The 22426-nt window shown below is 68.0% G+C and carries 12 protein-coding genes; 6 read left to right on the top strand and 6 right to left on the bottom strand.

What is annotated here, in order from left to right; translation table 11 throughout:
* Nucleotides 1-67: 67 nt before the first annotated feature.
* Genes EV649_RS38525 through EV649_RS38540 form a run of 4 tightly spaced genes read left to right on the top strand, consistent with a single transcriptional unit; the run spans nt 68 to nt 13216 of the window.
* On the top strand, nt 68-451 hold the full coding sequence (locus EV649_RS38525) for a YbaB/EbfC family nucleoid-associated protein (RefSeq protein WP_130388675.1): 384 nt from the start codon (nt 68-70) through the stop codon (nt 449-451).
* On the top strand, nt 451-798 hold the full coding sequence (locus EV649_RS38530) for a hypothetical protein (RefSeq protein ID WP_130388676.1): 348 nt from the start codon (nt 451-453) through the stop codon (nt 796-798). Before EV649_RS38525 ends, EV649_RS38530 begins: the two co-directional genes overlap by 1 nt.
* A complete protein-coding gene (locus tag EV649_RS38535; RefSeq protein WP_130388677.1) occupies nt 798-12713 on the top strand; it encodes a hypothetical protein in 11916 nt (3971 codons plus the stop codon). The genes EV649_RS38530 and EV649_RS38535 overlap by 1 nt, the downstream gene beginning before the upstream one ends.
* Entirely contained in the window at nt 12710-13216 is a 507-nt protein-coding gene (locus tag EV649_RS38540) for a hypothetical protein (protein WP_130388678.1), read from the top strand. The genes EV649_RS38535 and EV649_RS38540 overlap by 4 nt, the downstream gene beginning before the upstream one ends.
* Nucleotides 13217-13250: 34 nt before the next feature.
* Here the strand turns inward: EV649_RS38540 and EV649_RS38545 are convergent, their stop codons facing one another.
* Nucleotides 13251-15812: a GNAT family N-acetyltransferase gene (locus EV649_RS38545; RefSeq protein WP_130388679.1), complete on the bottom strand. Its 2562-nt coding sequence runs from the start codon at nt 15810-15812 to the stop codon at nt 13251-13253.
* A gap of 90 nt (nt 15813-15902) precedes the next feature.
* Between EV649_RS38545 and EV649_RS38550 the strand changes: the two genes are divergently transcribed.
* On the top strand, nt 15903-16607 hold the full coding sequence (locus EV649_RS38550; RefSeq protein WP_130388680.1) for a siderophore-interacting protein: 705 nt from the start codon (nt 15903-15905) through the stop codon (nt 16605-16607).
* Between the two features lie 10 nt (nt 16608-16617).
* A complete protein-coding gene (locus tag EV649_RS38555; RefSeq protein WP_130388681.1) occupies nt 16618-17070 on the top strand; it encodes a GNAT family N-acetyltransferase in 453 nt (150 codons plus the stop codon).
* Here EV649_RS38555 and EV649_RS38560 read toward each other — a convergent pair.
* From EV649_RS38560 to EV649_RS38580, 5 genes are read right to left on the bottom strand one after another with little or no spacing between them, the layout of a single operon-like run.
* Nucleotides 17045-17671, bottom strand: coding sequence for a TMEM175 family protein (locus tag EV649_RS38560; RefSeq protein WP_130388682.1), 627 nt, complete (start codon nt 17669-17671; stop codon nt 17045-17047). The two genes, EV649_RS38555 and EV649_RS38560, sit on opposite strands and share 26 nt — an antisense overlap.
* Before the next feature lie 24 nt (nt 17672-17695).
* Nucleotides 17696-19204, bottom strand: a complete 1509-nt coding sequence (locus EV649_RS38565; protein ID WP_130388683.1) for an alpha-N-arabinofuranosidase — start codon at nt 19202-19204, stop codon at nt 17696-17698.
* A 21-nt stretch (nt 19205-19225) separates the two neighbouring features.
* The gene (locus tag EV649_RS38570) at nt 19226-20092 is read right to left on the bottom strand and encodes a carbohydrate ABC transporter permease (protein WP_130388684.1); all 867 of its coding nucleotides are present in this window, start codon (nt 20090-20092) and stop codon (nt 19226-19228) included.
* A complete protein-coding gene (locus EV649_RS38575; RefSeq protein ID WP_130388685.1) occupies nt 20089-21030 on the bottom strand; it encodes a sugar ABC transporter permease in 942 nt (313 codons plus the stop codon). Before EV649_RS38575 ends, EV649_RS38570 begins: the two co-directional genes overlap by 4 nt.
* Before the next feature lie 11 nt (nt 21031-21041).
* Nucleotides 21042-22331, bottom strand: a complete 1290-nt coding sequence (locus EV649_RS38580) for an extracellular solute-binding protein (protein ID WP_130388686.1) — start codon at nt 22329-22331, stop codon at nt 21042-21044.
* Nucleotides 22332-22426: the final 95 nt, after the last annotated feature.

Consider the following 22426-nt stretch of genomic DNA (forward strand, 5'->3'; position numbering starts at 1 on the left):
GTCAACCGCCTGAGCGCGGCACGTCCCGGCTGCAGACTCTCGTTCGTCCCCAGATCGAGGAGGCAACATGAGTTCCTTCGGCGCTGAGACCGGCAGCGCGCAGGCCAGCCGGCTCGAGGACCTGAACCGCGAGACCCGCCGGATTCGTACCACGATGGAAGGCGCGACCGGCACGGCCGAGTCTTCCGACGGCCTGGTCGAGGCCACCGTCGGTGTGTACGGCGAGTTGGTCGACCTCGTCCTCGACGCCCGGATCTACCGGATGCCGGACGCGGAGGTGCTGGCCGAGCAGATCCGGACGGTGATCAACGACGCGCACTCCAAGGCCCAGGACGCCGTCCGCACGAAGCTGACGGACCTCTTCCCGATGGACCTCGACGGCCCGGAGGAATTCGCGTTCGAGCCGTTCCTGCGGATGGCCGGCCGATCGACCGAGGGCGGAGCCCGCTGATGGCCGGCGAGCAGATCAGCCTGCACGGGAGCGGTGGAGACCTCGACATGTTCCCGTCCGAGACGAATGCGGCGGCGCACGCCATCGGCGACGCCGGCCGCATCCTCGGCGACACCTGGAAGGCGATCGGCCCGGCCCTCGCGGCCGACGAGGCCGCGGTCGGAACCGGACTGGACGATCTCAGCGCCGCGTTCCGGCAGAACTACAACGCCAGCAAACCACAGTTGGAGAAGCTCGCGGCGGGTGCCGAGGAGAACTTCACCAAGATGGGCACGAACGCGAACGAGATCGTGGCCAAGTACGTCGAGCTCGCCAACCAGCAGGCCGACCGGTTGCGCAGGGTGTAGTGATTCCCGAGCCCTCCGGTCCGCTGTGGGACTGGCTGCAGAAACTCGTCGACTCGACCCAGATCTTTCCCAACGTCGACGAGGACGCCGCGGACCGGATGGGCGCCAACTGGAAAACGGTCGAGAAGGCCATGGCCGACACCATCGAGGCGGCGCAGGCGGGCAACGACCGGATCCCGGCCGTCTGGGGAGACCAGAACGGGCAGCTCTATCACGAGAACCTCAAGCAGGCGCTCGGCAACGAGGGCTACCAGGAGGCGGTCCGCGCCTTCGAACAGATGTCGGCGATGTGCACGAAGTTCGCCACGGACGTGCGACAGACCAAGAATCAGATCTGGTCCGAGCTGATCATGAACGCGTTCTTCTTCGCCCTGACGTTCCTGCTGCCGCCGGGGATCGGCGACCTGTTCCGCTGGCGGCTCGCTGCGGTGCTGGTCGAGCGTTTCTCCGGGCTGATCCGGGCAGCGGCGGAACTCACCCACGCGGCGGCCGGCGGGCTCGGCGCGCGGGCGCTGTCGCTGGTCGGCCATACCGCCTGGGAAGGCGTCGAGGAGGCCCTGACCGAACTCGTCGCACAGCAGCTCGACATCTGGGACGGCGCGCGGAAGAACATCGACTGGCAGCAGGTCGGGATCTCCGCGCTGGCCGGCGTCCTGGGTTCGCCGATGAGCAGCGGCCTGAACGCGGCCGGCAAGGTCGGGCGAAGGATCGCCGGTCTTCCCGACGCGAATCGTGTCGGGAGCCGGGTTCCGTACATCTTGCAAGGCAGTGGCAATGCCTTTGCTACCAACGCGATCACGTCGCCGATTTCCAGCGAGTTGGCGAACTACCTCGTCACCGGGAAGGTGCCGGAATTCGGCAGAGCGTTGTCGGAGGGTTGGTTCCAGGCCGGCGTACTCGGGGCGAGTCGCGTGCACTCGGTCCATGCCGGCGACGCCATGGGCCAGAACTTCTTCAACGGAGTACGCGAAGCCCGCGGTATGGCGCCGTACGTCGACCCGCACGGCGGGCCGCCCAATACTCCGACAGCCGAGGCAGGGCAGGGTCCGGGTCACACCGCGCAGTCGCCGGGATCCGCGTCGAATACCTCTCCGGGTGGTGCTGCGAGTTCTGGCGCGGGCTCGTCGGTCGGCGGTGGAAACGGGTCTGCATCGGGTGGTTCGGCGAGTGGTGGCGGACAGGGTGGGGCGCCGACCGGCCACTCCGGCGGATCGTCGCAGGATGCGCACGTCGATCGGCATGCGCAGCCCAACAGGACACCACCGTCGGACCAACAGCACGACGAACAGCACCAGGACAATCAGGTTGCCGATCAGCAAGACTCGGACGACTCAGGATCTCCGGAGCTGGCCGAGGCGACCGCACAGCCTGCCGTTGACACGTCTCCGCCGGCGCCTCCTGCCACCGGCGAATCGCACAACGTTGCGAACGACGTCCCGCCCGGTGGGGCGGACTCGGTCCAGCAGCCCGGGCAGGGCGAGCATGTGCAGCAGCAGGCTGGAGCACCTGCCGATGTGAGCAGCGGTCAGGACGTGAGTGGGTCGGCCGCCCCGGTGGCGGCTGGAACGGCCGCGCCCACGGCGACTCAGGTGACTGGTACGGGATCGCATCTCGCCGGCCAGGGGTCGGCACCTACCGGCGTCGGTCAGCAGACCAGTAACCCGCCCAGCACCATCCCGGCGGTCCAGAAGGCGGATCCAGCCGAGACCACCGCACCAGTTGCTCAGGGCAACACCACTGCCGCCGTGCAGGCGGCGCCGCAGAACGACGTACCCCGGAAGTCCGGTACCAGCACCGAGACCGAGGCAACTGCTACGCCCGAGGCGACGGCGCCTGCGGCGGACGTGGATGTGGATGCGAACGTGGTGACGCCTGGCGGCGCCGCACTGGTCGGTGAGGCGCAGGCCCAGACGGCGGCACTGCCGTCGCCCGCGACCGAAGAGTCGAACGACGCCCCGAAGCCGCTTCCGGCGCACACCACGTCAGAGCGGTCCGGGCCTTCCAACGGCCCTGGGAACGGCAGCGAGACTGTTGAGGATCCCGGTGAGGTGCTCGCTCAGGACGGCGACAACGTCGTGCGGCGAACGGTCGGTCGCGAGGGCAAGCCTGCTGAGGTACGCATCGAGTTCCGCGGGGCCAACCAGCACGGTACGCCGAGCGCGAAGCGGACCAATCCGTACTCCTGGGTCGCCGGCAAGGTGCGGCACCGGGACATCGTCCCTTCGGGCACGCAATTCCAGATGTGGGCCTTTCACCTCATGCAGCAACAGCTCGCCGCGCTGGCCCGCGCCGGCCACAGCTTCGATCTGGCGTTCCGCGCCGTACAGAACGCGGAGACCGGGATCGTGGAGCTCCACGCCGAAATCACGCTCTTCCGTGCCGGTGGCGAGGTCGTCCACGTTGCCCAGACGAACCTGGCCGAGGCAGCCACGGCCGTACAGCGTGGCGCCTTCGACTCCGGACATCCGCCGGCCCCGCGGACCGCGCCGGGTGACCTGAACGTCGGGCAGTCGGCGACCTTCCGCCCGCGGGTGATCGACGTCCGCACGGCGATACCGGACCACCTGGTAGCGAACCCGGAAACCCTGGACACGCTGCACGAACGACTGACCCTGCTGGAGAAGGCCGGTCTCGACGTTCGGGTCGAGGTGACCCGGGTACCGCGACCGACCGCCGATGCGGACGGCGTACGCCTGACCGTCGAAGTGACCCATCCCAAGGGAAAACACACCTTCGGCCCCAGCACGCTCGAGGACCTGGTGCAGACGGTCAGCCCGACTCCGAACGACGAAATCGCCAACGCCGAAGAGGCTGAGAGCAACAAACTTGCGCCGGTCGTCCCCGCGGAACATCCGCGACCCGTGCTGAACCGATCGGTCAGCCCGCCGCCTGGACCTCGGGGGCCGGAAGAGGCGATTCCTGTGACGCCGGCGGAGGGGCAGTCGGTGGAGGACGCGGCCATGGTCGCGTTCGTGCAGAGGCTGAACGAGCGCGGCCCCGACGGTGAACTCACGCCGGCAGCGATCGCGACGCGGAAGCGCTACTACCAGACACCGGACACATCGCAGGCGACCGGCGAACCCACTGGCAAGGTCAATCGCCGGTCCGAGCGCGACACGTTCACGGCCATGACACCTGACGGGACCGTTGTGGAGATACAGGTTCCCGGTCTCAAGTACCTGGTCGAGACCGGTGACTTCGGAGCGGTCGAGGTGGTTCCCGCGGTCAAGAAGTCCGGTCCGCCGATCGACGTACCCCTGGACGATCCGAAGCTGGGCCGCACGCCCGAACACCGCCGCGCGTACCAGGACGAAGCCGACATGTGGAACGCGAGCAAGGAGGCACCTCCGCGGCGCAAGCGGCCGAAGCGGCCAAAGAACGCGCCCGTCATCATCGACGAGTCGCTGCAGGACGAGCTCCCGACACCGCAGGACGCCGGCTGGAGGATGGGCGAGAGCTTCGCCGATCTGCTGCTCAGCTGGCTCGGTGCGCGGAACCCCGGCGTGGAAGAGGTGCACCGGGTGTTCGCGGACGAGTACGCCGGTTCGGGCCGGTTCGACAAGATCTTCGTCCGGCTCGAACGCGGCACCGGCCGGATCCTCGGCTTCGCGATCGGTGAGGCGAAGAGCGTCAACGGCGCGCTCGGGTCCCGGCGGGGTGCGAACGACCTGTCGTACGAGCAGGGGCACCGCGAGTACATCCGCAGCATTCTCATGGAGATGATCCGCCGCGGCGGCCCGACCGCGGTGCTCGACAACGAACGCCGCGTCACTCCGGCGAAGCCTCGGGAGCTGGGGCAGGGCCCGATCGCCGCGCCGGCCAGGCCGCACACCGACGTACCGCTGGACAACGAGATCCAGTTGGCCGAGGCGATGCTGGCCGCGCTCGACGCCGGTGAAGTCGAGTTCCTCATGGTGAAGCCGCTGCTCGAGAACGGGCGGACCGCGGTCGGAATCACCATCACCGAGTTCGACCTGACTCCGCCGGGCGCGGCGCACGATCATGCGCATCCGGCGCGGACCAATCAGGACGTGGCCGAGAACGGTAGTGAGCTGGAGCGTACGGCGGAGACGGTCGAGGAGGTTGCCGCCGTAGCGGGTGTGGACGTGTCCGGGATCGACGTGGTGATCGTGACCGATCCCGCCGAGTTCGCGGACCTCGATCGCGACAACGTGGGTGCGAGCGCGATGCAGTTGGCGGACGGTACGGTCCAGATCCGTCTGGGGCCGGCCAGCTTCGCCGACCGCGAGACCCTGGCTGCGACCCTCGCCCACGAGAAGACCCACGCCGACCAGTTCCGGGCGGGCCGGCCGGTCGACGAAATCAGCAGAGCCGAACTCGAACGCGAGGCCTACGCGAGCGAAGCGGCCGCAGTCGAAAGGGTACGAGCACATGACGGCAATCAGGTTCACGATCGAGTCGACGGTCGACCTGCCGAGCCGACCCGGCCTGATGACGCCCGGCGAGCTCCAGAGCGGGGCGGTCCGGGCCGGCACGATCCTCCGGGTCCAGGGCACGAACCAGGACGTGACGGTACTGGGCGTGGAACTCCGCTGCACCGCCGGATCGGAGGTGACCCGGATCCGGCTGATGATGGATCGCAAGGACGCCCCACTCCTCCACCCGGGAACGGTTCTCGTCAGCCCGACCACCCCGGTGCACCGAAGCGCAACGAGGTCCTCGTCGGCGAAAACGGCGAGCTGACCCTCCGAATCCGCCACCTCCACCCACCCAGGCCGTCCGCGGACGGTGCCCAGCCGTCTGTGGGTGGTGTGCGTCGGCTGGTTGTCGACGCGATGCTGGCGGGGTGGGGTGGCTTCCGGGGCGCGGCGGAGGGTGTGTTACCGGCGGATGCGCGGGTGCCGTGGCAGGACCTCGTGCAACTGCAGGAGGCGGTCGAGTCCGCCGTACGGCGCGGGCTCGAGGTCGACCTGACCCTCGCGATGAACCCAGAGACGAAGTGGCTGGAGGCAACCGCCCACGTCACCGACCCGGTCACCAACGAGAGCGTCACCTACCGCCGAGCACCCGTCGCTGAGATCGCCAACCGCCTGCACTCAACCGTCGCGCGCGCCGCCGACCCAACTCAACACACGCAACCTGTCTCTCTCGGGGTTGTGGGGGACAGCGTTCGTCTTGGTGTTACTGAGCATGGGCTGGCGGGAGTGTTGCCGGCTGAGCTTGTGGGTGATGTGCAGGCGTTGGCCCGGCTGGAGGCGCGGTGGGTCGAGCTTGTGCGGGCCGGGTATCAGGTCGACGTCACCGTGACGAAGGTTGCCGGTCGGCATGCCGTGGTTGATGCGTTGGAGTTCACGGTGGAGGTGACGGATCCGCACAGCACTGTGGCGGCGGAGGCGCGGGATGTGTACGGGCCGGCCGACGTACGTGCGCTTGTCGAGCAGATGATCACCGACCAGCAGTCGCCAGCAGGCCGTCACCGCCAAGCCGACGCCGCACCGCAGCGGTATCTCACGCCTGCCGCGTTCGATCCGGCCGGCGGTCCGGTGGCGGGTGAGGTCCGGCCCAACGACTCGGCGAACCGGGCGAGGTGGAGTTTCGGTACGCCGGGTCGCGCCGACGAGGTCGTACTGGACCTGCACGAAGTGCTCCCGCCGGAGCGCCTCCTGAACCCCGATGGGAGGTCCGAGGCCCTGTCCCGGATCCCGCTCGACTGGGCGTTCGCGCGCGATCGGGCCCGCGGTCTGATTCCGCCGGGGGTGGCGATTTCGCAGCAGGAATTCGCGGCGTTGGAGCAACGCGTTCAGCAGCTGATCGCGGATGGGCACGTTGTGAGCGTTCGGCTGCGGGTTCTGAACGATCGGTTGGTCGACGACGCATACGTGCGGGAGGCGGCGACCGGGCGCAGCGCCCTGCACGAGGATCTATCGCTCCCGGAGCTGATCGTTGCCCTGGACAACCAGGTGCTGGTGGCGTCGGTTGGGGTGGCTGACGTCGCCGTACGCGCCGCGGTGGTGGATCTGGGCGCGATCCACCTGGAGGACGGTGGCGTGCGGGTGACCACGTCCGACGGGCGGCAGGTGGTGATTCCCGCGAAGACGCTCTCTCGCATCACCGCCGAGCTCGGTCAGCCGGGAGCCAGGCAGGAAGCCCTCGACGCGGAAGCAGTACGCCGCCTGGCGGAGCACCTCGGCGTGCCAGCGACTCGGCCCGCCGTGCAATCTCCCGCAAACATCCTCCGCGCCGCAGCCCACCGCGTAGCCGCCGCCGAAATCACCCGCCGCGCCCGGGAACTAGCAGGCGAGCGGCCGGACGCTGCGCGGGATGGGCGGGGGCGGGTGGGGTCTGCGCCTCGGGTTCTGGCGGCTGTGGGTGGTGTGCTTGGGGCTGATCTTGGCGGGTTGAGCGTTGGGGATCCGGTCGTGGCCGGGCAACTGGTTGTGGTTGCGACGCAGCACTTCCGGGTGCAGGTGGGGCGCGTTCGGCGGGGGAAGGTTGCGTCGACCGAGATGCGGGCGGGGACCGCGCAGGACCCGCATGTGGTGACGTTTGCGCCGTGGGTTTCGGACAGCCAGTTGGCGCGGGTCTGGGTGCGCGAGCTCAGCCACACCCTGCAGGAACTGCGCGCGCCCGAAGGTGGACCGCTGCGTCGGCTGTTGAGCCGCCTTACCGGCACCGGCCGGAATGCCCGTGTCGATGCCCAGTTCAACGAGTTCCGCTACCTCCAACGGCAGTGGGCACTCGGCGATCGGCCGGAGCTTCGTCAGGACATCGAAGAGCTCGTCAATGCGATCCGCCAAGGCGGCCACATCCCGCCGACCCTCCCGTGGAACACCCCGATCCCACTCGACCTGCGGGCGGAGCTCAAGGCCGCGATCACCCGCCAGCTCACCGGTCTCGACGAGACGATCGCGTCTCTCGACGCCCTGATCGACAGCAAACACACGGCTGCCAAGAAGGCGATCGAGGAGGCCCGCAAAGAGGCCGGAAAGCGCGATCAAGTTGCCAAGGACAACGGTGCGGCCGCGCGCCGCCGCGCGGCCGCGGCCGAGGTACAGAAGCAGACCGACCTCGCCAACTGGCACCACCAGATCGCCTCCAACTACCAGCGGGCACGCGCCAACCTGATCGCAGCGCGAGCCGGCTACGCCCAACTCCTGCAGAGCATCGCAACCGCCACACCACGTCGCCTCGTCGCCGAAGCGCACAAGTTCGCGGCCGAAGTCGCGGCGTACCAGACGGCTCTGGAGGGTCTCGCTCCGCCGGCCGCCGCGCTGCCGAGCATGCAGCCGACCGGCCGCCTCCCGCACCTCACCGCGCTCACCGAACGTATCAACGCCACCTTGATCGCAAAGGGCATCGACCACACGTTCACCGCCGATGCGCTGCAGCAACTGCTCAGCGCCGAGTTCGGTCGCATCCTGACCGACGACGGCGTCGTACTGCGCGTCGGCACCAAGCACCCCGCCGACCTCCGCATCAAACTCAGCGTCGCCGAACTGGTCGAGGTCCGCGATCCGAAGGTCAAGGCCTCGGAGATCATCAACGGCGTGTTCCCGCAGAGCGGCCGGCGCATCGCCACGTCTGCGACTTCGCGGTTCGACAAGACCTTCACGGTGCCGCTGAAGGCGCTCCTGAAGCTCCTCGGCACGGCCATCCGCCAACCGTGGCTCGGCGACCTCACGCTCAAGCTCGAGGTCGGCACCGGGCACGCCCGCGCTGTCACCGGGAACGCCGCCGAGTACGCGCAGACCGGCGCGGTCGAGGACAATCGTGGCGAGTCCGTTCTCTATACAGGCAAGGCGTCCTGGCAACTGGACGTCCGCACCGACCGAACGTGGTCCGCGGCCGAAACAGTTGCTGAGGGCAACGCGAAGGACGCGACCGAGCTCCGCGCCTGGGTGTCGCATGCGTACACCGTCGACGCCGCCAAGGGCACCGAGCGGCGTTTCGATCTCGCGAACGGCCGTCTGCCCGCCCATCTCCTGACGTCGGTCACCGGCCTGGAAAAGCTGACCGACAAGGTGATCGCGGACAACGAGGGCCGCTTCGCCAAACTCGGCTCCGACCGCACGCAGCTCGAGGAACAGCTGCACGCCATCCTGAACAACGACCTCCCGAGCCGGTTGGCCGAGTCCACCGACCACGCCGTACTGCGGCCGCTGACCGTCGACGGAAAGCCGGTCGGGCACGTCGAGGTCACCACCCGGATCCGGTACGAGAAGGTCGGGCTGGTCGGCGCGCAAAGCACCACCCACTGGCAGGAGTCGGTCCGGATCGGTTTCAGCACGACCAGCACCCAGCAGTCCTTCGGCGCTTCGGCCTCGGTGACCCTGAAGGCCGGGTACGACGGTGAGGCGGTGCATGACGTCGCCACGGACGGCACCGATGTCGGACCGACGGTGAGCGGCGGTCGTACGGCGACGCGGTCGGCAGCCCTGTCCGGCGGCGGTACGTCGATCCACGTCGGCGTACACCGTTTCACGGGACCGACCCAGGCCTACAGCATGGAGCTGGAACACGTCGTCAAGGTGGTGCTGGACGGCGAGGTGGTGACCACGCGCGAGGACAGCGCAGTTGTGGCGCGGGTGCGGGTCAAGGATGCGTACCGGTACGGGCTGCCGGTGGATCGCAGCGCGGTGCACAACGGCGGGCAGATCGTCGACGGTGAGGTCGACCCGAAGGGCGTCGTACCGGGCCGGAAACTGGAGTTTCCTGCGTGGGCGACGGACGCCGCCGGCCGGCTCATCACGGCCGGGCCGTGGAACGTGCAGGCCGTCACCGGCGCGAAGGAGGCGTTCGAGGCGATCATGGCGCGGATGGCGCCTCGCGGATTCGTGCCGCCGCTGGACAGCAACGGAAACCCCGACCTCACCAAGCTCTCGACCGATCCGATCGAGCGGCACGCCCAGCTGCTCAACCTCGAAGAGCTGCGCGAACAACTGTCGACGGAGCGCCTGGAGGCCGGGTACGACATCGCCGCCCGGGACGGGATCCTGATCACCCTCACCCATGCACGGACGGGCCAGGCGACGGAAAACGCCGTACTGCGGTATTGGATCGATCCGCTGGCGTCGAAACCGCTTGGCGTCAGCTACAGCGATGACGTCGGAGTGCTCAACGTCGGCTCCGAAACCGCCGGCCGGTCGTCGTCGCGGTCGAAGGCCTGGCCGTGGCGGGCCGATCCGCTGTCGACGAGTTCGACGACCGGCCTCGACGGAAAGGCAGCGCTTTCCTACGGACGGCAGGTGCTGGGCCGCGTCCTCGGCTGGCTCGCCGGCGGCACCATCAACCAGGTCACGCTGGTCGAGAGCACGTCACCGGTCGTGGTCATCGAAGTGCAGCACACGTCCTTCGTCGCCGAGGGTACGGAGACGTTCTACACCAGGGCGGGCGAGACCGCGCGCATCCTGATCGACAGCGACCTCCTGCCGTACGACGACGCTCTGCCGCCGACCCCGCGGACGGGACCGGTGCGACCGTCCGTTCTCCAGCGGATGACCTTGCTCGCGCTCGGTGCCACCGAGTTCACCGCGAAGTTGCCCAAGGCGATCAGGGACGAGGCGACCGCGCTCCAGCAGCTCGGTGTGTTCCTCAATCCGCGGAACCTGCTCGCCCATCCGGAGTGGATCAGCTCCTCCGGCTACCGCACCATGCTCCTGGTGCCCGGCATCGGCGGGATCTCGAGACGGATCGCGGTCTCACTCACCGCCCGCCTGCAGAACCCGCAGCTGGTCGCCGTGACCGAAGCCGTCAGCGGCGACATCAACCTCGCGCTCGGCAGCCACGGATCGGTGACCGGACGTTCGTACGGCGGAAGCACCCAGGCGTCGTTCGGGGCCTCCGAGAACTCGGTCGGCGGCGGGGTCACCGCATCACTCGGCACCAGTGGCTCCACCTCCCGGACCGATCAGGACATCTGGGGCGTCGAACGGCTGACGATCGAGACCGGGCGGCACTACGTCTTCACGGCCGACGCCGAGGTGTCCCTTGCGGTAGGCAAGCATCGGCCGACGGAGTCGACCGTCGGCACCGTGTTCCAGCTCGCCGAGCGGGACGCGCTCCGGTTCTACTCGCAGAACGAACTCGCCCTGCCGCTGCAGCAGGTCGCCGACGCCGTCGAACGCTACCTGCACGGGCACCTGGAGCTCGATCGCCGGGCGGCGACCGGGTTGGTACGTCGTTATCGCGCGGAGCTGGCTGCGGCTCGTCGGAGTGGAACGCCCGTACCAGCCCTGTCTGCGGAGCACACCGCGCAGGCCCTCGCCGCGAAGCTCCGTCCGAGCCCGCGACCGCTACCGGGGACCCCCGAGCAGCGGTTGGACGAGATCCTGCGCGATCAGCCTCCGCCCCGGATCGATCTGCCGGAGCACTACCGGGAACACCTCGGGTTCAGCCTGATCGAGAGCACGGAACTCGACGCGAACCACGAACTGCTGGCCGAGGTGTACGACGTACTGCGCAACGAATTCGGTGTCGATCCGGCGGAGGATCCGGCGTTGGAGCAGGCGCTGTTCGTGGACCTCGCCGGGAAGCGTTGGTGGGGGCGGCTGGAGGACATGCTCGGTCGCAGCGGGTTCGCGCGGGCCTATCCGGTGGGTCGTCCGGGGGAGCTGTCGGCGCAGCAGGTGACGGTGCGGATCCGGGCCGAGTTCGCGGACGAGGCTGAGAAGTTGGGCGAGGCGAAGGATGTTGTCGGGATCGTGCAGCGGTACCTGTACGGCGATCGGAGCCGGTCGCGGAGCAGCGGACGGTCTTCCGGGCTCGGAGCGGACGGGTCGGTCGATCCCACCCGGTCCGGGTCGGCGAGCACGGATCGGAGCGAGGGTACGTCGGCGAGCGCCGGCGATCAGGTGACGCGGTTGGAACGTATCGCCGGGTTCGACGGGATGACGCGGGTCGGGCGGCGGATGCGGTTGCGGATCGAGGTGGAGCACGATGCGTCCGCGCCGACGCGTACTCCGCTTGGGCAGCGGTTGTTGCCGCGGATACCGGTGGCGCCGAAGGTGCGGGTGCTGACCGGGAAGGTTGTGCAGCTGATTCCGACCGCCGCGGTGGGGCGGAAGGTGCCGTCGGTGCCCGTTGTGCCGGGGGAGGTGGAGTTGCCGTCGATGTACCACGTCGAGGGTGTCGGGGCTGTTGATGGGCGGGCCGATTTGTTCGACGTGGTGGTCGACGAGTTGGCGGACAAGGAACTGCTCGGGGTTGACGGCGTACGGGCTCATCTTGCGGAGCTCGAGAACAAGCTGTCGGCTTCGGCGCGGAACGGGCAGTTCAGTCGGATGGCGTCGGAGGAGGGGTTCACGCTTGCTCCGTTGGAGGTTCCGGGGGCGAAGCAGGACACGGTTGAGGTGACGATTCGCGCGCGGGTGTCGACTGTCGAGGCTGTCTCCGAGCCGTTTGCCGGGGAGTTGGGGGAGGTCAATCGTCATCAGGAGACGGCTTCCACCACCACGACCACGGGTCGGTTGCTCCCGGTCACGGCGTCCGGGACATACGCGATCGGATCGGCCAGCATCGGCGACCAGGTGTCGGACGCCACGACGGACCTCCGCGGCGCCCGCGCCGAACGCAGCCACTTCGAGAAGGGCAACCTCGTCACAGTCCGCGTCCGCGTCGCCTACGACCTCACCATCACCCGCACCCACCACACCCCAACCGGCGCCACCCGCCAACGCTCCATCAACCACGTCCCCGCCGCCACCACCGGCCGCGCCTACCTAACCCTCCACGAATCCGACCACCAAAACCTCATCCCACCCACCCCACCCACGCCGCCAAGCCCACCCACTCCACCGACCGCGCCGACCCCGCCCACCGCCCCGATGCCGCCCACTGTGCCGATGCCGCCCACTGTGCCGATGCCGCCGACCCCGCGGCCCATCGGGGCGGTGTCGTCGCGGTGGAGGCCTATTCATACTGGGGTTTCGGCCGAGGAACAACGGAGAGCAGAATGATGTTGCCCGTAGCAAGGACTCGTGACGAGGCTCGGCTCTACCTCGACCTGACCCCGTGCACCTGCGGGGAGGTGGACGCGGACTGGCAGCACGCGACTGGCCTGCTCGACGGCGAGCTCGTGAGCGTGTACGACGCAACCTGCCCGAACTGCGACGCCGAGCGCGAGTACACCTTCGGTCTCCCCGAGCACGAAATCGCAGCCGACTACCCCAACTTCGGCGGCGCCGAGCCGTCGCAGCTCATCGACCCAGGCCGCTGGATGGACCTGGCCGATCACCTGGCCGGCAACCTACCCGCCGACGACTCCGAGACAGTCGCCCAAGCCCTACAGTTCGCCGCCGCCGCAGTCGCCGAGGTCATGAAGTTCATCCCCCCAGGCGCAACCGCCGTACCAGCCGACGCCTTCTGGACCCCCGAAGGCCAAGCCACCTACAACGCCGGCCCAGCCCGCTTCCACCGCACCCGCCTCAAGATCACCCAACAGACCTACCGTATGACCTGATCCACCCGCCGAGTCGTGGATCGTGGCCGGCGGGTCAGTGCCGACGGGTGAGGAACGCGAACTGAGCCGTCTTGGTACTGCCGTCCGGCTGGGTGATCTTTGCTTCAGGACCGAGGACGAATCCACTGCGGCGGAAACGGTCGATTGCGCGGGTGTTGCGTACGTCGGGCTCCACCACGATCCGCGGATGCCCAAGGTGGCCGAAGACGAAGCGGGCGAGTGCGCCGACGAGATGACCCGTAAACCCGTCGCGTGCCTCGCCGGGCGCGATCAGGAGATGCACCCCGAGATCCCCGGCCGCGACGTCGTACGCCGCACCCGCCGGATCCGCCTGCGGATCGTAGGTCTGCAGTAGCGCGACCGGTACGTCGTCCAGCCGTACGACGTACACGTGATGCGTCGGAACCGAATCCAGGAACTGGTACGTCGCCGCGATCTCGTCCCGCGACAACGCGCCCATGCCCCAGAACGCCGCCCGCTCCGCCGTCACCCACTCGTAGATCAGGTCGAGGTCGCGCGACGGATCCGCCTCCTCGATCCGCACGGTCCCGAACCCGTCGACGGCGCCTGAGTACGTGCGATCCTCCCGGACCACCGCGCCGTCCGCAGGCACGAGCGAGCCGCGCAACCACGACGGCAACTGGTCATGGTGGTGCGGTTCCCCGTGTACGCCGGACGCGCCGAGCGGCACCACCCACCGGCTGGCCGAGCGGTCGGCGAGATCCCAGGCGTACCGGGCCGCGGACGCGCGGATGCAGACGTCGGTGAGCCCGGGCAGGCTCGACGTCGACATCACGCAGTGGTGGTCGCCGGAGAGGCTGAGGTCGTACGGCTCCTCACCCGGCGCGAACACCGGACCGCGCAACGCGTGCAGCGGTGTCAGCTGGTGGGTCTCGCCCCAGGGCGGGCGCGGGCTGTTGGCGGCGACCTCTTCCAAGGCCTCGCGGGCAAGCCATTGGACGTTGACGTTGGGGAGCAGGTCGGTGGCGAGGAGGTTCTCGAGCGCGTACGAGACGTGCGTCAGCGGGTCCATCCACGGGACGAAGATCTCGGCGACGTCGGCGTTCTCGAGCATCGTGAAGTGGTCGGTAAGGCGGGAGACGAGCGCCTTGCGGATCGCGGCGTACGACGAGGCCGTCGTACTCGCGGCGTCCATGTGGCGGTCCCAGCCGAACAGTTCGGTGCGGAGGGCAACTGCTTGCGTGGAGAGGTCTTCGAGGTCGGTCAGCAGGTCGAGGACGGATCCTGCCGAGCCGAGGAACGTGTCGCGGTGGATGGTCGGCATGTCGTCGAGCGTCCAGTCGTCGCGTGCTTCCACCAGTTCGCGGATGCGGTCCGCGCGGTGCGGTGCGGCGAACTCGATGCCCAACGGCGTCGCCAGTCCCCGAGCATTAGCCATCACTGCCGGGCCGTCCACGTCCGCCCGGGGCAGCTCGTGCCAGCCGTCCCACGCGTACCCAGCCTCCCAGGCCGGTACGACGCGCAACCTGTTCTCCCGCGCCCGCCGAGGTACGACACCCGCTGTCCGATGGAGCAACCCACCCGCGGTATCAGCCGCCAGTACGACGTTGACCGGCTCAACCCACTCGTCGAAAGCCGCGTCGACGTCAGCCACGCTGGTTGCCCGCAGCAACCGCCCCATCACCTCGAACCCAAGCCGACCGGTGACCCGCGGCGGATACCGAAGACTGATTCCGTCCTGAATGATCGGGCCGCGCTCGGTCTCGATCACCTCGATCTCGACTGGGGCGCCGTCGGCGACCTCTACCACCTCGGTGTGGAGCGATGCCGGCTCCCAACCGGTCGGGCCGAGCGCTTCCACGCCCGACTCAGTTCGGCGGAGTTGTTCGGCGTACAGATCCTGGTAGTCGGCCATCGCGTTGGTGATGGACCAGGCGACGCTGCCGGTATGCCCGAAGTGCGCGAGCCCGGGAATTCCAGGAACCGCAAGCCCCAGTACGTCGTACTCAGGACACGTCAACCGGATCTGCTGATACACGCCAGGGCTCTCGATGTACCGATGCGGATCGCCCGCAACGATCGCCTGACCACTGGCGGTGTGTGACCCCGGGATCAACCACCCGTTGCTCCCCGCCCCATGCGGACCCTCCGACGAGAACAACTCCAGCGAAGCATCCCCGAGCTGCTGCGCGACATGAGTCCGCCACAGCTTCGAAGGGAACCCCGCGAACAGAATGTGCACCGCCAACCAGATCCCCAGCGGCGCCCACGGCTCCCACTTCTGCAACGTCAGCCCGGTCTCGGCGAACTCCGGCGCGCGCAACGCACCACCCGGCAGCGCATGGTTCACCCCCTCGACGTACGCCGTGACCCACTCGCGCGTCTCGTCGTCGAGCGCCTCGAAACACCGCTGCGCCGTGTCCGCCAACCGCGCCTGCCGCGCGAACACGTCCCACCCGACCGCCTCCGCCCCGAGGAACGCCGCGCTCGTCCCGAGGAACCGCCGGCGCTCCAGCTCGAGCTGCCAGGCGCGGTCCCGCGCGGCGTTCACGCCTTGCAGGTACACCAACGCGAGCGGATCCCCGGCCTGCAGGTGCGGTACGCCGTACGTGTCCCGGAACACCCTCGCGTTCACAAACAGTCCCCACTTCAGTTAGGTTAGGCTGCGCTAACTTACTCGGCAATGATCTGCCGAGACAACTGCAATTCTCGCTGGAGGTCCATCGTGAGGCATGGCTGGGAAGGCGCTGTGCTCAAGCTCTTCCGGGGGAAGGACTTCACCTTCACCGTGACTGGCGCCGAACAGGTCACCGAGCGCTACCGCCGTGTGCACTTCACCGACGGCGGTCTGCTGCAGACGCTGGGCGTCCACCCGACGATGTGGGTGCGGCTCTGGTTCGACAACGCCGGCAAGCCGCACCAGCGCGCGTACACACTGGTCGATCCGGACGTCGAGGCCGGCACGTTCAGCCTGGAGTTCGCGCTGCACGACGGCTGTGCGAGCGACTGGTCCCGCAAGGCCGAGCCCGGCGACACCATCGAAGCGACGGTGCAGGGGACCGGGTTCGACGTACCGGATCCGCTGCCGCCGCGGATGCTGGTGGTCGGCGACCCGGCGTCGCTGCCCGCGATCAACTCGCTGCTCGCGGTCGCCCCGAAGCTACCGGCGACGATCTGGTTCGAGACCACGCACGACTCCGACGACGAGCTCCCGTTCCGGATCGAGGACCACCACGACCTCCGGACGGTTCCGCGGCCGAAAATGGTCGAGCAGGTGAAGGCGGATCTCCAAGAGCTCGTCACCGCGGACACCTTCGTGTGGATCGCGTGCGACACCACAACCACGCGCGAGCTCACGTCGTACGTCCTCAAGGACCTCGCCGTCCCCAAGGACCGGGTGAAATCCCTCGGCTACTGGAAGGCCGCGTAGCCTGACACGCGTGATCACGCCGCTCGACCTGACCGACCGCGCTCTCGCCGAGCGACTGCTGACGATCCAGCACGCCGCGTACGCCGTGGAGGCCGAGCTGATCGGCTTCGACGGCATCCCGCCGCTCCAGGAAGACCTCGACGGACTCATGTCCTCGACCGAACTCTGGCTCGGCCGGTACGACGGAACTCACCTCGTCGGCGCGGTCGCCTATGAGCTCCCCGACGCGCGCACTGTCGAGATCTCTCGCCTGATCGTCGACCCCGCGCACGCCCGCCGCGGGCACGGCCGAGCCCTTCTCGACCACCTCGACCGGATCGAACCGCGACCGGTCAGCCTGGTCTCCACGGGCTCGGCCAACCTCCCGGCCGTCAACCTCTACAAGTCCCGCGGCTACGCCACGGTCGGCGAGGTAGAAGTTGCTCCTGGCATCTACATTACGCAGTTCCGCCGCGCGTCCTGACCTGCTCGAAAGCGTAGTAGACCGCGAGCAGGAAGACGAGCAGCAGAGTCACCTGAGCGGAGATGAACGACACCCCGATGCAGGCTCCGTAGATCACGGTGCCGAACGAGTACCTGATCAGTGACGTCCGCATCTGGGCGCGATCCATGTTGTGGTCGACCAGGTGCTTTCGCAGGACATGCCACCAGATCGCGCTGAACGCGATCGCGGCCAGGGTCAGGTTGGCGCTGTAGACGGCCGCGGCGACGTTGGCGTTGATCGAGTCGTCTTCCAGGTGCTCCGCGAACATGCTCGTCGGGAACGGCAACAACGTGACCCAGAGCAGCAGCAACAGGTTGAGGAACATCAGCCCGCGGTCGGCGCGCTGGATCTGGCGGAACATCGAGTGGTGGTTGACCCACATGATGCCGAGGATCGCGAAGCTGGTCAGATACGCCGCGAACTGCGGCCATTCGTGCAGCAACGCCGGCCACAACCGCTCACCCTCCTCGAGCTCGGGGCTGCGGAGTTCGAGGACGAGGAGGGTGATCGCGATCGCGAAGACGCCGTCACTGAAAGCTTCGAGACGATTCGTCTCGGCAAGATCAGACTGTGTGCTCACGGGGCACAGTCTGAGCCAGAATGATCAGCTCGTCGACAGAGGCTGTGCTGATAGGGCGAGGGCTGTCCAGCTGATCGCCGGTAGCGTAATCGTCAACTGGCCGTCAACGAGCCGTGCGTCGGCCGGCTGTGGGGTAACGCGGTCCGGGTGGGCGGCGGTGTTCGTCGTCAGCCCGTCCTCGTCGTGCACGATGACCGCCTCGTCGATCGTCGTCACTCCGCTCCGGCTGACGTCGATCGTGACCTCGATCGGCCCCTCGCTCGATCGGTTGACCGCGAACACCGCGAGCTTGCCGTCGTCGTACGTCGCCACCGCGTCCACGGCGGACACCTCGCCGTACTTGGCCGTGGTCACGACGGGCGAGTCGGTCTCGACCCGCAGGACCTGGCCGGCCGCGAGCCGGGAGGTGATCGCGAACGGGTGGAACGTCGGCTGCCGCCAGGCCGCGCCGCCGGGCTCCGTCATGATCGGCGCGATCACGTTCGCGAGCTGCGCGAGGCAGGCGACGCCGACCCGGTCGCTGTGCCGCAGCAACGAGATCAGAAGGTTGCCGACCACAACCGCATCGGTGACGTTGTACTCGTCCTCGATCCGTCGTGGCGCCACCTCCCACTGGTCACCCGGTCCGTCGGTGCGGCGGGAGCGCTCGCCGTACCAGACGTTCCACTCGTCGAAGGAGATGCCGATCTTCTTGCTGCTCTTGAGTTCCGCGCCGACGTGGTCGGCGGTGGCCACCACGGACTCGATGAAGTGGTCCATGTCCACCGCGGACGCCAGGAACGAGGCAGTGTCGCCGTCATCGTTGCCGTAGTACGCGTGGCAGGAGATGTACTCGACGAACTCGTACGTCTCCCGCAGTACGTCCCGCTCCCAGGTCCCGAACAGCGGCATCTTCGACGACGACGAGCCGCACGCGACCAGTTGCAGCTCCCGATCGATCATCCGCATCGCCCGCGCGGTCTCCGCCGCGAGCCGTCCGTACTCCGTCGGCGTCTTGTGCCCGACCTGCCACGGACCGTCCATCTCATTGCCGAGGCACCACAGCTTGATCCCGTACGGCGACGCGCCGTGCTGCTCGCGCAGATCGGACAACGTCGTACCGCCCGGATGGTTCGTGTACTCGAGCAGGTCGAGCGCCTCCTGGACTCCGCGGGTCCCGAGGTTGATCGCCATCATCGGCTCGACGCCGGCCTTGACGCACCAGCGGCTGAACTCGTCCAGGCCGAACTCGTTCGTCTCGATGCTGTGCCAGGCGAGGTCGAGGCGCCGGGGCCGTTCCGGGCCGACGCCGTCCTCCCAGCGGTAGCCGGAAACGAAGTTTCCGCCGGGATAGCGGACCACGGAAACGCCCAGCTCACGGGTCAGTTCGAGGACGTCCTTGCGGAAACCGTCCTCGTCGGCGGTCGCATGGCCGGGTTCGTAGATACCGGTGTAGACACACCGGCCCATGTGCTCGACGAAGGTTCCGAAGGTTCGGCGGTTCACGGGCGCGATCGTGAACGCGGGGTCGATGGTCAGGTTGGCAGAGGGCACCAGGTTGCTCCTGTCGTGTGTCTAGCCCTTGATTCCGGCGTCGCCCACACCGCGGACGACATGGCGCTGGAACAAGGCGTAGACGATCAGCAAGGGAAGGCCGCCCAGCACGGCCGAGGCCATGATCTGGGCGTAGCGCAGGCCGTACGAGCCCTGCACGTTGGCGAGGCCGACCGGGATCGTCATCATTGACGGGTCGGTGGTCACGATGAAGGGCCAGAGGAAGTTGTTCCAGGCCCCGATGAAGGTGAAGATGCCGACGGCCACCAGGATCGGACGCGACATCGGCACCATCACGCTCCAGACGATCCGCCAGCGGGACGCGCCGTCGACCCGGGCGGCGTCCTCGTAGTCGCGGGAGATGCCGTCGAAGAACTTCTTCAGGACGAACACCATCACCGGCGCGACCACCTGCGGCAGCACCATGCCCCAGTACGTGTCGACCAGGCCGAGCCCGGTCATCTCCTGGAACAACGGCACGATCAGCACCTGCGGCGGCACCAGGATGCCGGCGATGATCATGCCGAACAGCACTCGCCGGCCCGGGAACTTGGTCCGGGAGAAGCCGTACGCCGCCAGCACCGACACGACCAGCGTCAACGATGTCACGAGGACCGACACGATCGTGCTGTTGAAGAACCAGCGGATCAGGTCGCCTTGGTCGATCACGCTCCGGTAGGCGTCGGCGGTCGGAGCCTCCGGCAACCAGGTGATCGGAGCGCGGGTGGTCTCCGGTTCCGGCTTCAGCGAGGTGTCGAGGGCCCACAACAACGGAACGAGCCAGATGACGGCGAGGATGACGGCGCCGACGGCGCTCGCCGCCTTCGGGAAGGTCCATCTCACCGGACGGCTGGACTTGTGGGCTGCAGGCAAGGTGGCGGTTGTCATTCGGCCTCCCCTCGGCCGGAGAAGAGTTTGAACTGGGCGAGCGCGACGATCACGATGATCGCGAAGAACAGGTACGAGATCGCGGACGCGTAGCCGATCCGGTAGCTGGTGAAGCCGGACTCGTAGATGTACTGGATGATCGGCCGGGTCGCGTAGTTCGGGCCGCCGTCGGTCATCAGGTAGATCTGGTCGAAGATCTTCAGCGACGCCACCAGCTGCAGTACGACGATCAGACCGGTCGTGCGGCTCAGCAACGGCAGCGTGATCCGGAACAGTTGCTGGCGCCCGTTGGCCCCGTCGATCGCGGCGGCCTCGTACACCTGGGCCGGAATCCCTTGCAGGGCGGCCAGATAGAGCAGGAAGTTGAACCCGACCGTCCACCAGACGGTCGTGATCACCACGGCGAGCATCGCCCGGTTCTCGGTGTTCAGCCAGTCGATCTCGGCGTACCCGCCGGCCGTCAGCAGGCCGTTCACCAGGCCGAATCCGGGCTGGTAGATCCACACCCAGATCAGCGTCACGACGGTGGCCGGCAGGACGAACGGAGCGAAGTACGAGAACCGCAGGAGCCAGCCGAGCAAGCCTTTGCGGTTGGCGAGCAGCGCCATCACGAGGGCGATGATCACCAGCGGCGGCGTACTCATCGCGGTGAAGACGAGGGTGTTCTTGAGCGACGACCGCACGGCCGGGTCGCCGAACAGGTCCCGCCAGTTCTGCAGGCCGAGGAACTCCTGCTTGACGCCGGCGAGGCTGGTGTTGAAGAAGCTGTTCCACAGGCCGGAGACGATCGGCCAGAGCATGAACAGGACGAACAGCAGCAGGAACGGCGCCACGAAGAACAGCCCGCCCCAGCGTTCCTTCCAGGGCTGTCCGGTCCCCGCCTTCGCCGCGGTCGACGGCGTACCGGGGGTGACGCGCGGTGGTGTCTCTACGGCCATGACCGACCTCCTTAGACCGGGGACGGGGTGTCGAGGAGCTTCTGGGTGGCTGTCTTGAACTGCTCGAGCGCAGCCTTCGGAGTGATCTGTCCGGCCGCGATCCCGCTGAAGGCCGCCGCGGACTCGTTCTCCAGTTGCGCTCCCGAACCGCTGAACCAGGCATCCGGGTCGTACAGCACGTTCGGAGCGGTGCTGCGGTACTCCGCCTGCGGCTTGAGTTTCAGGTACTCCGGGCTCTGCGCGACCGGCTGGTACGCCGGGATGTGGCCGCCGGCCGCCCACTCGACGCTGTGTTTCAGCATCCAGGCGATGTACTCGACCGTCGCCTTCGTGTCGTCGGCGTTCCGATGGGCCTGGTGCGGCAGCACGAAGGTGTGCGAGTCCCCCTGGAACTTCGGCACGTCGTACACGACCGGGAACGGCGCCATGCTGAACGGCATCTTCGCGGTCTGGTACGTCGTGACCTCCCACTCGCCGTTGAAGCTCATCCCCGCGTCACCGTTGCTGAACATGGCGACCAGGGCCGGGTAGTTCGCCGACCGGGGCGTGAGTCCTTCACTGGCGAGCTTCGCGATCAGGTCCAGGGCTTCGAGCGCCTTGGCGTCGTCGAGCACCAGCTGGGTGCTGTCCTCGTTGAAGAACTCACCCTCGAGCTGGCCGTAGAGCGTGTACCACAGCCGCCACGGGCTGGTGGTGTCGACCGAGACGGCGTACTTGCCGGTGACGTCCTTGACCGCTCGGAGCATGTCGAGGAACGCGTTCACGCCTTTGACCGGCTTGATCTTTCCGTCCGGGTCGAGCAGTCCGGCCTTCTTGCAGATCTCGGTGTTGTAGTAGAGAACGAACGGGTGCTGGTCGAGCGGAACGGCGTACAGCTTGCCGTCGATGACGCAGCGGTCCCAGATGGCCGGCAGGAAGTCGGACTGCTGCACCCCGGCCGCGTTCAGCAGCTCCACCGGGATCGGGTCGAGCATCGTCGTCGGGCTGAAACCCTTCAGCCGGGACAGGTGCAGGGTCGCCACCTCGGGCGCCCGGCCACCGGCCGCGGACATCGCGAGCTTGGTGTAGAACGGCGGGCCCCAGGCCAGGGTGTGCGCCTCGAACGCGACGTCCGGGTGCTCGGCGACGTACTGCTGGTGGATCTGCAGGAGGCGGGCGCCGTCGCCGCCGCCGAACAGGTTCCACTCGCGGACCTTGGGCTTGGATCGGAGGGTGCTGCAGCCGGTGAGGGCGAGGGAGCCGAGCAGGCCACCAAGTACTGCTCGACGCCCCGGGCGAAAGGGGGCGTGGTCAGGGGGCATCTGTCCTCCAGGCGGAGTGGAGTACGGATTTACATCGGTGTACTACATCGGTGTAGAAGATCGCACGGGCTGTCCGGGGACGTCAAGACCTCAGG

The sequence above is a fragment of the Kribbella sp. VKM Ac-2569 genome (assembly GCF_004216905.1).
In the GTDB taxonomy this organism is placed as follows: Bacteria; Actinomycetota; Actinomycetes; order Propionibacteriales; family Kribbellaceae; genus Kribbella.

Coding starts and splice junctions, on each gene's coding strand:
- EV649_RS38525 (WP_130388675.1), top strand. CDS start 68: ATGAGTTCCTTCGGCGCTGAGACCGGCAGCGCGCAGGCCAGCCGGCTC.
- EV649_RS38530 (WP_130388676.1), top strand. CDS start 451: ATGGCCGGCGAGCAGATCAGCCTGCACGGGAGCGGTGGAGACCTCGAC.
- EV649_RS38540 (WP_130388678.1), top strand. CDS start 12,710: ATGATGTTGCCCGTAGCAAGGACTCGTGACGAGGCTCGGCTCTACCTC.
- EV649_RS38570 (WP_130388684.1), bottom strand. CDS start 20,092: ATGACAACCGCCACCTTGCCTGCAGCCCACAAGTCCAGCCGTCCGGTG.
- EV649_RS38575 (WP_130388685.1), bottom strand. CDS start 21,030: ATGGCCGTAGAGACACCACCGCGCGTCACCCCCGGTACGCCGTCGACC.
- EV649_RS38580 (WP_130388686.1), bottom strand. CDS start 22,331: ATGCCCCCTGACCACGCCCCCTTTCGCCCGGGGCGTCGAGCAGTACTT.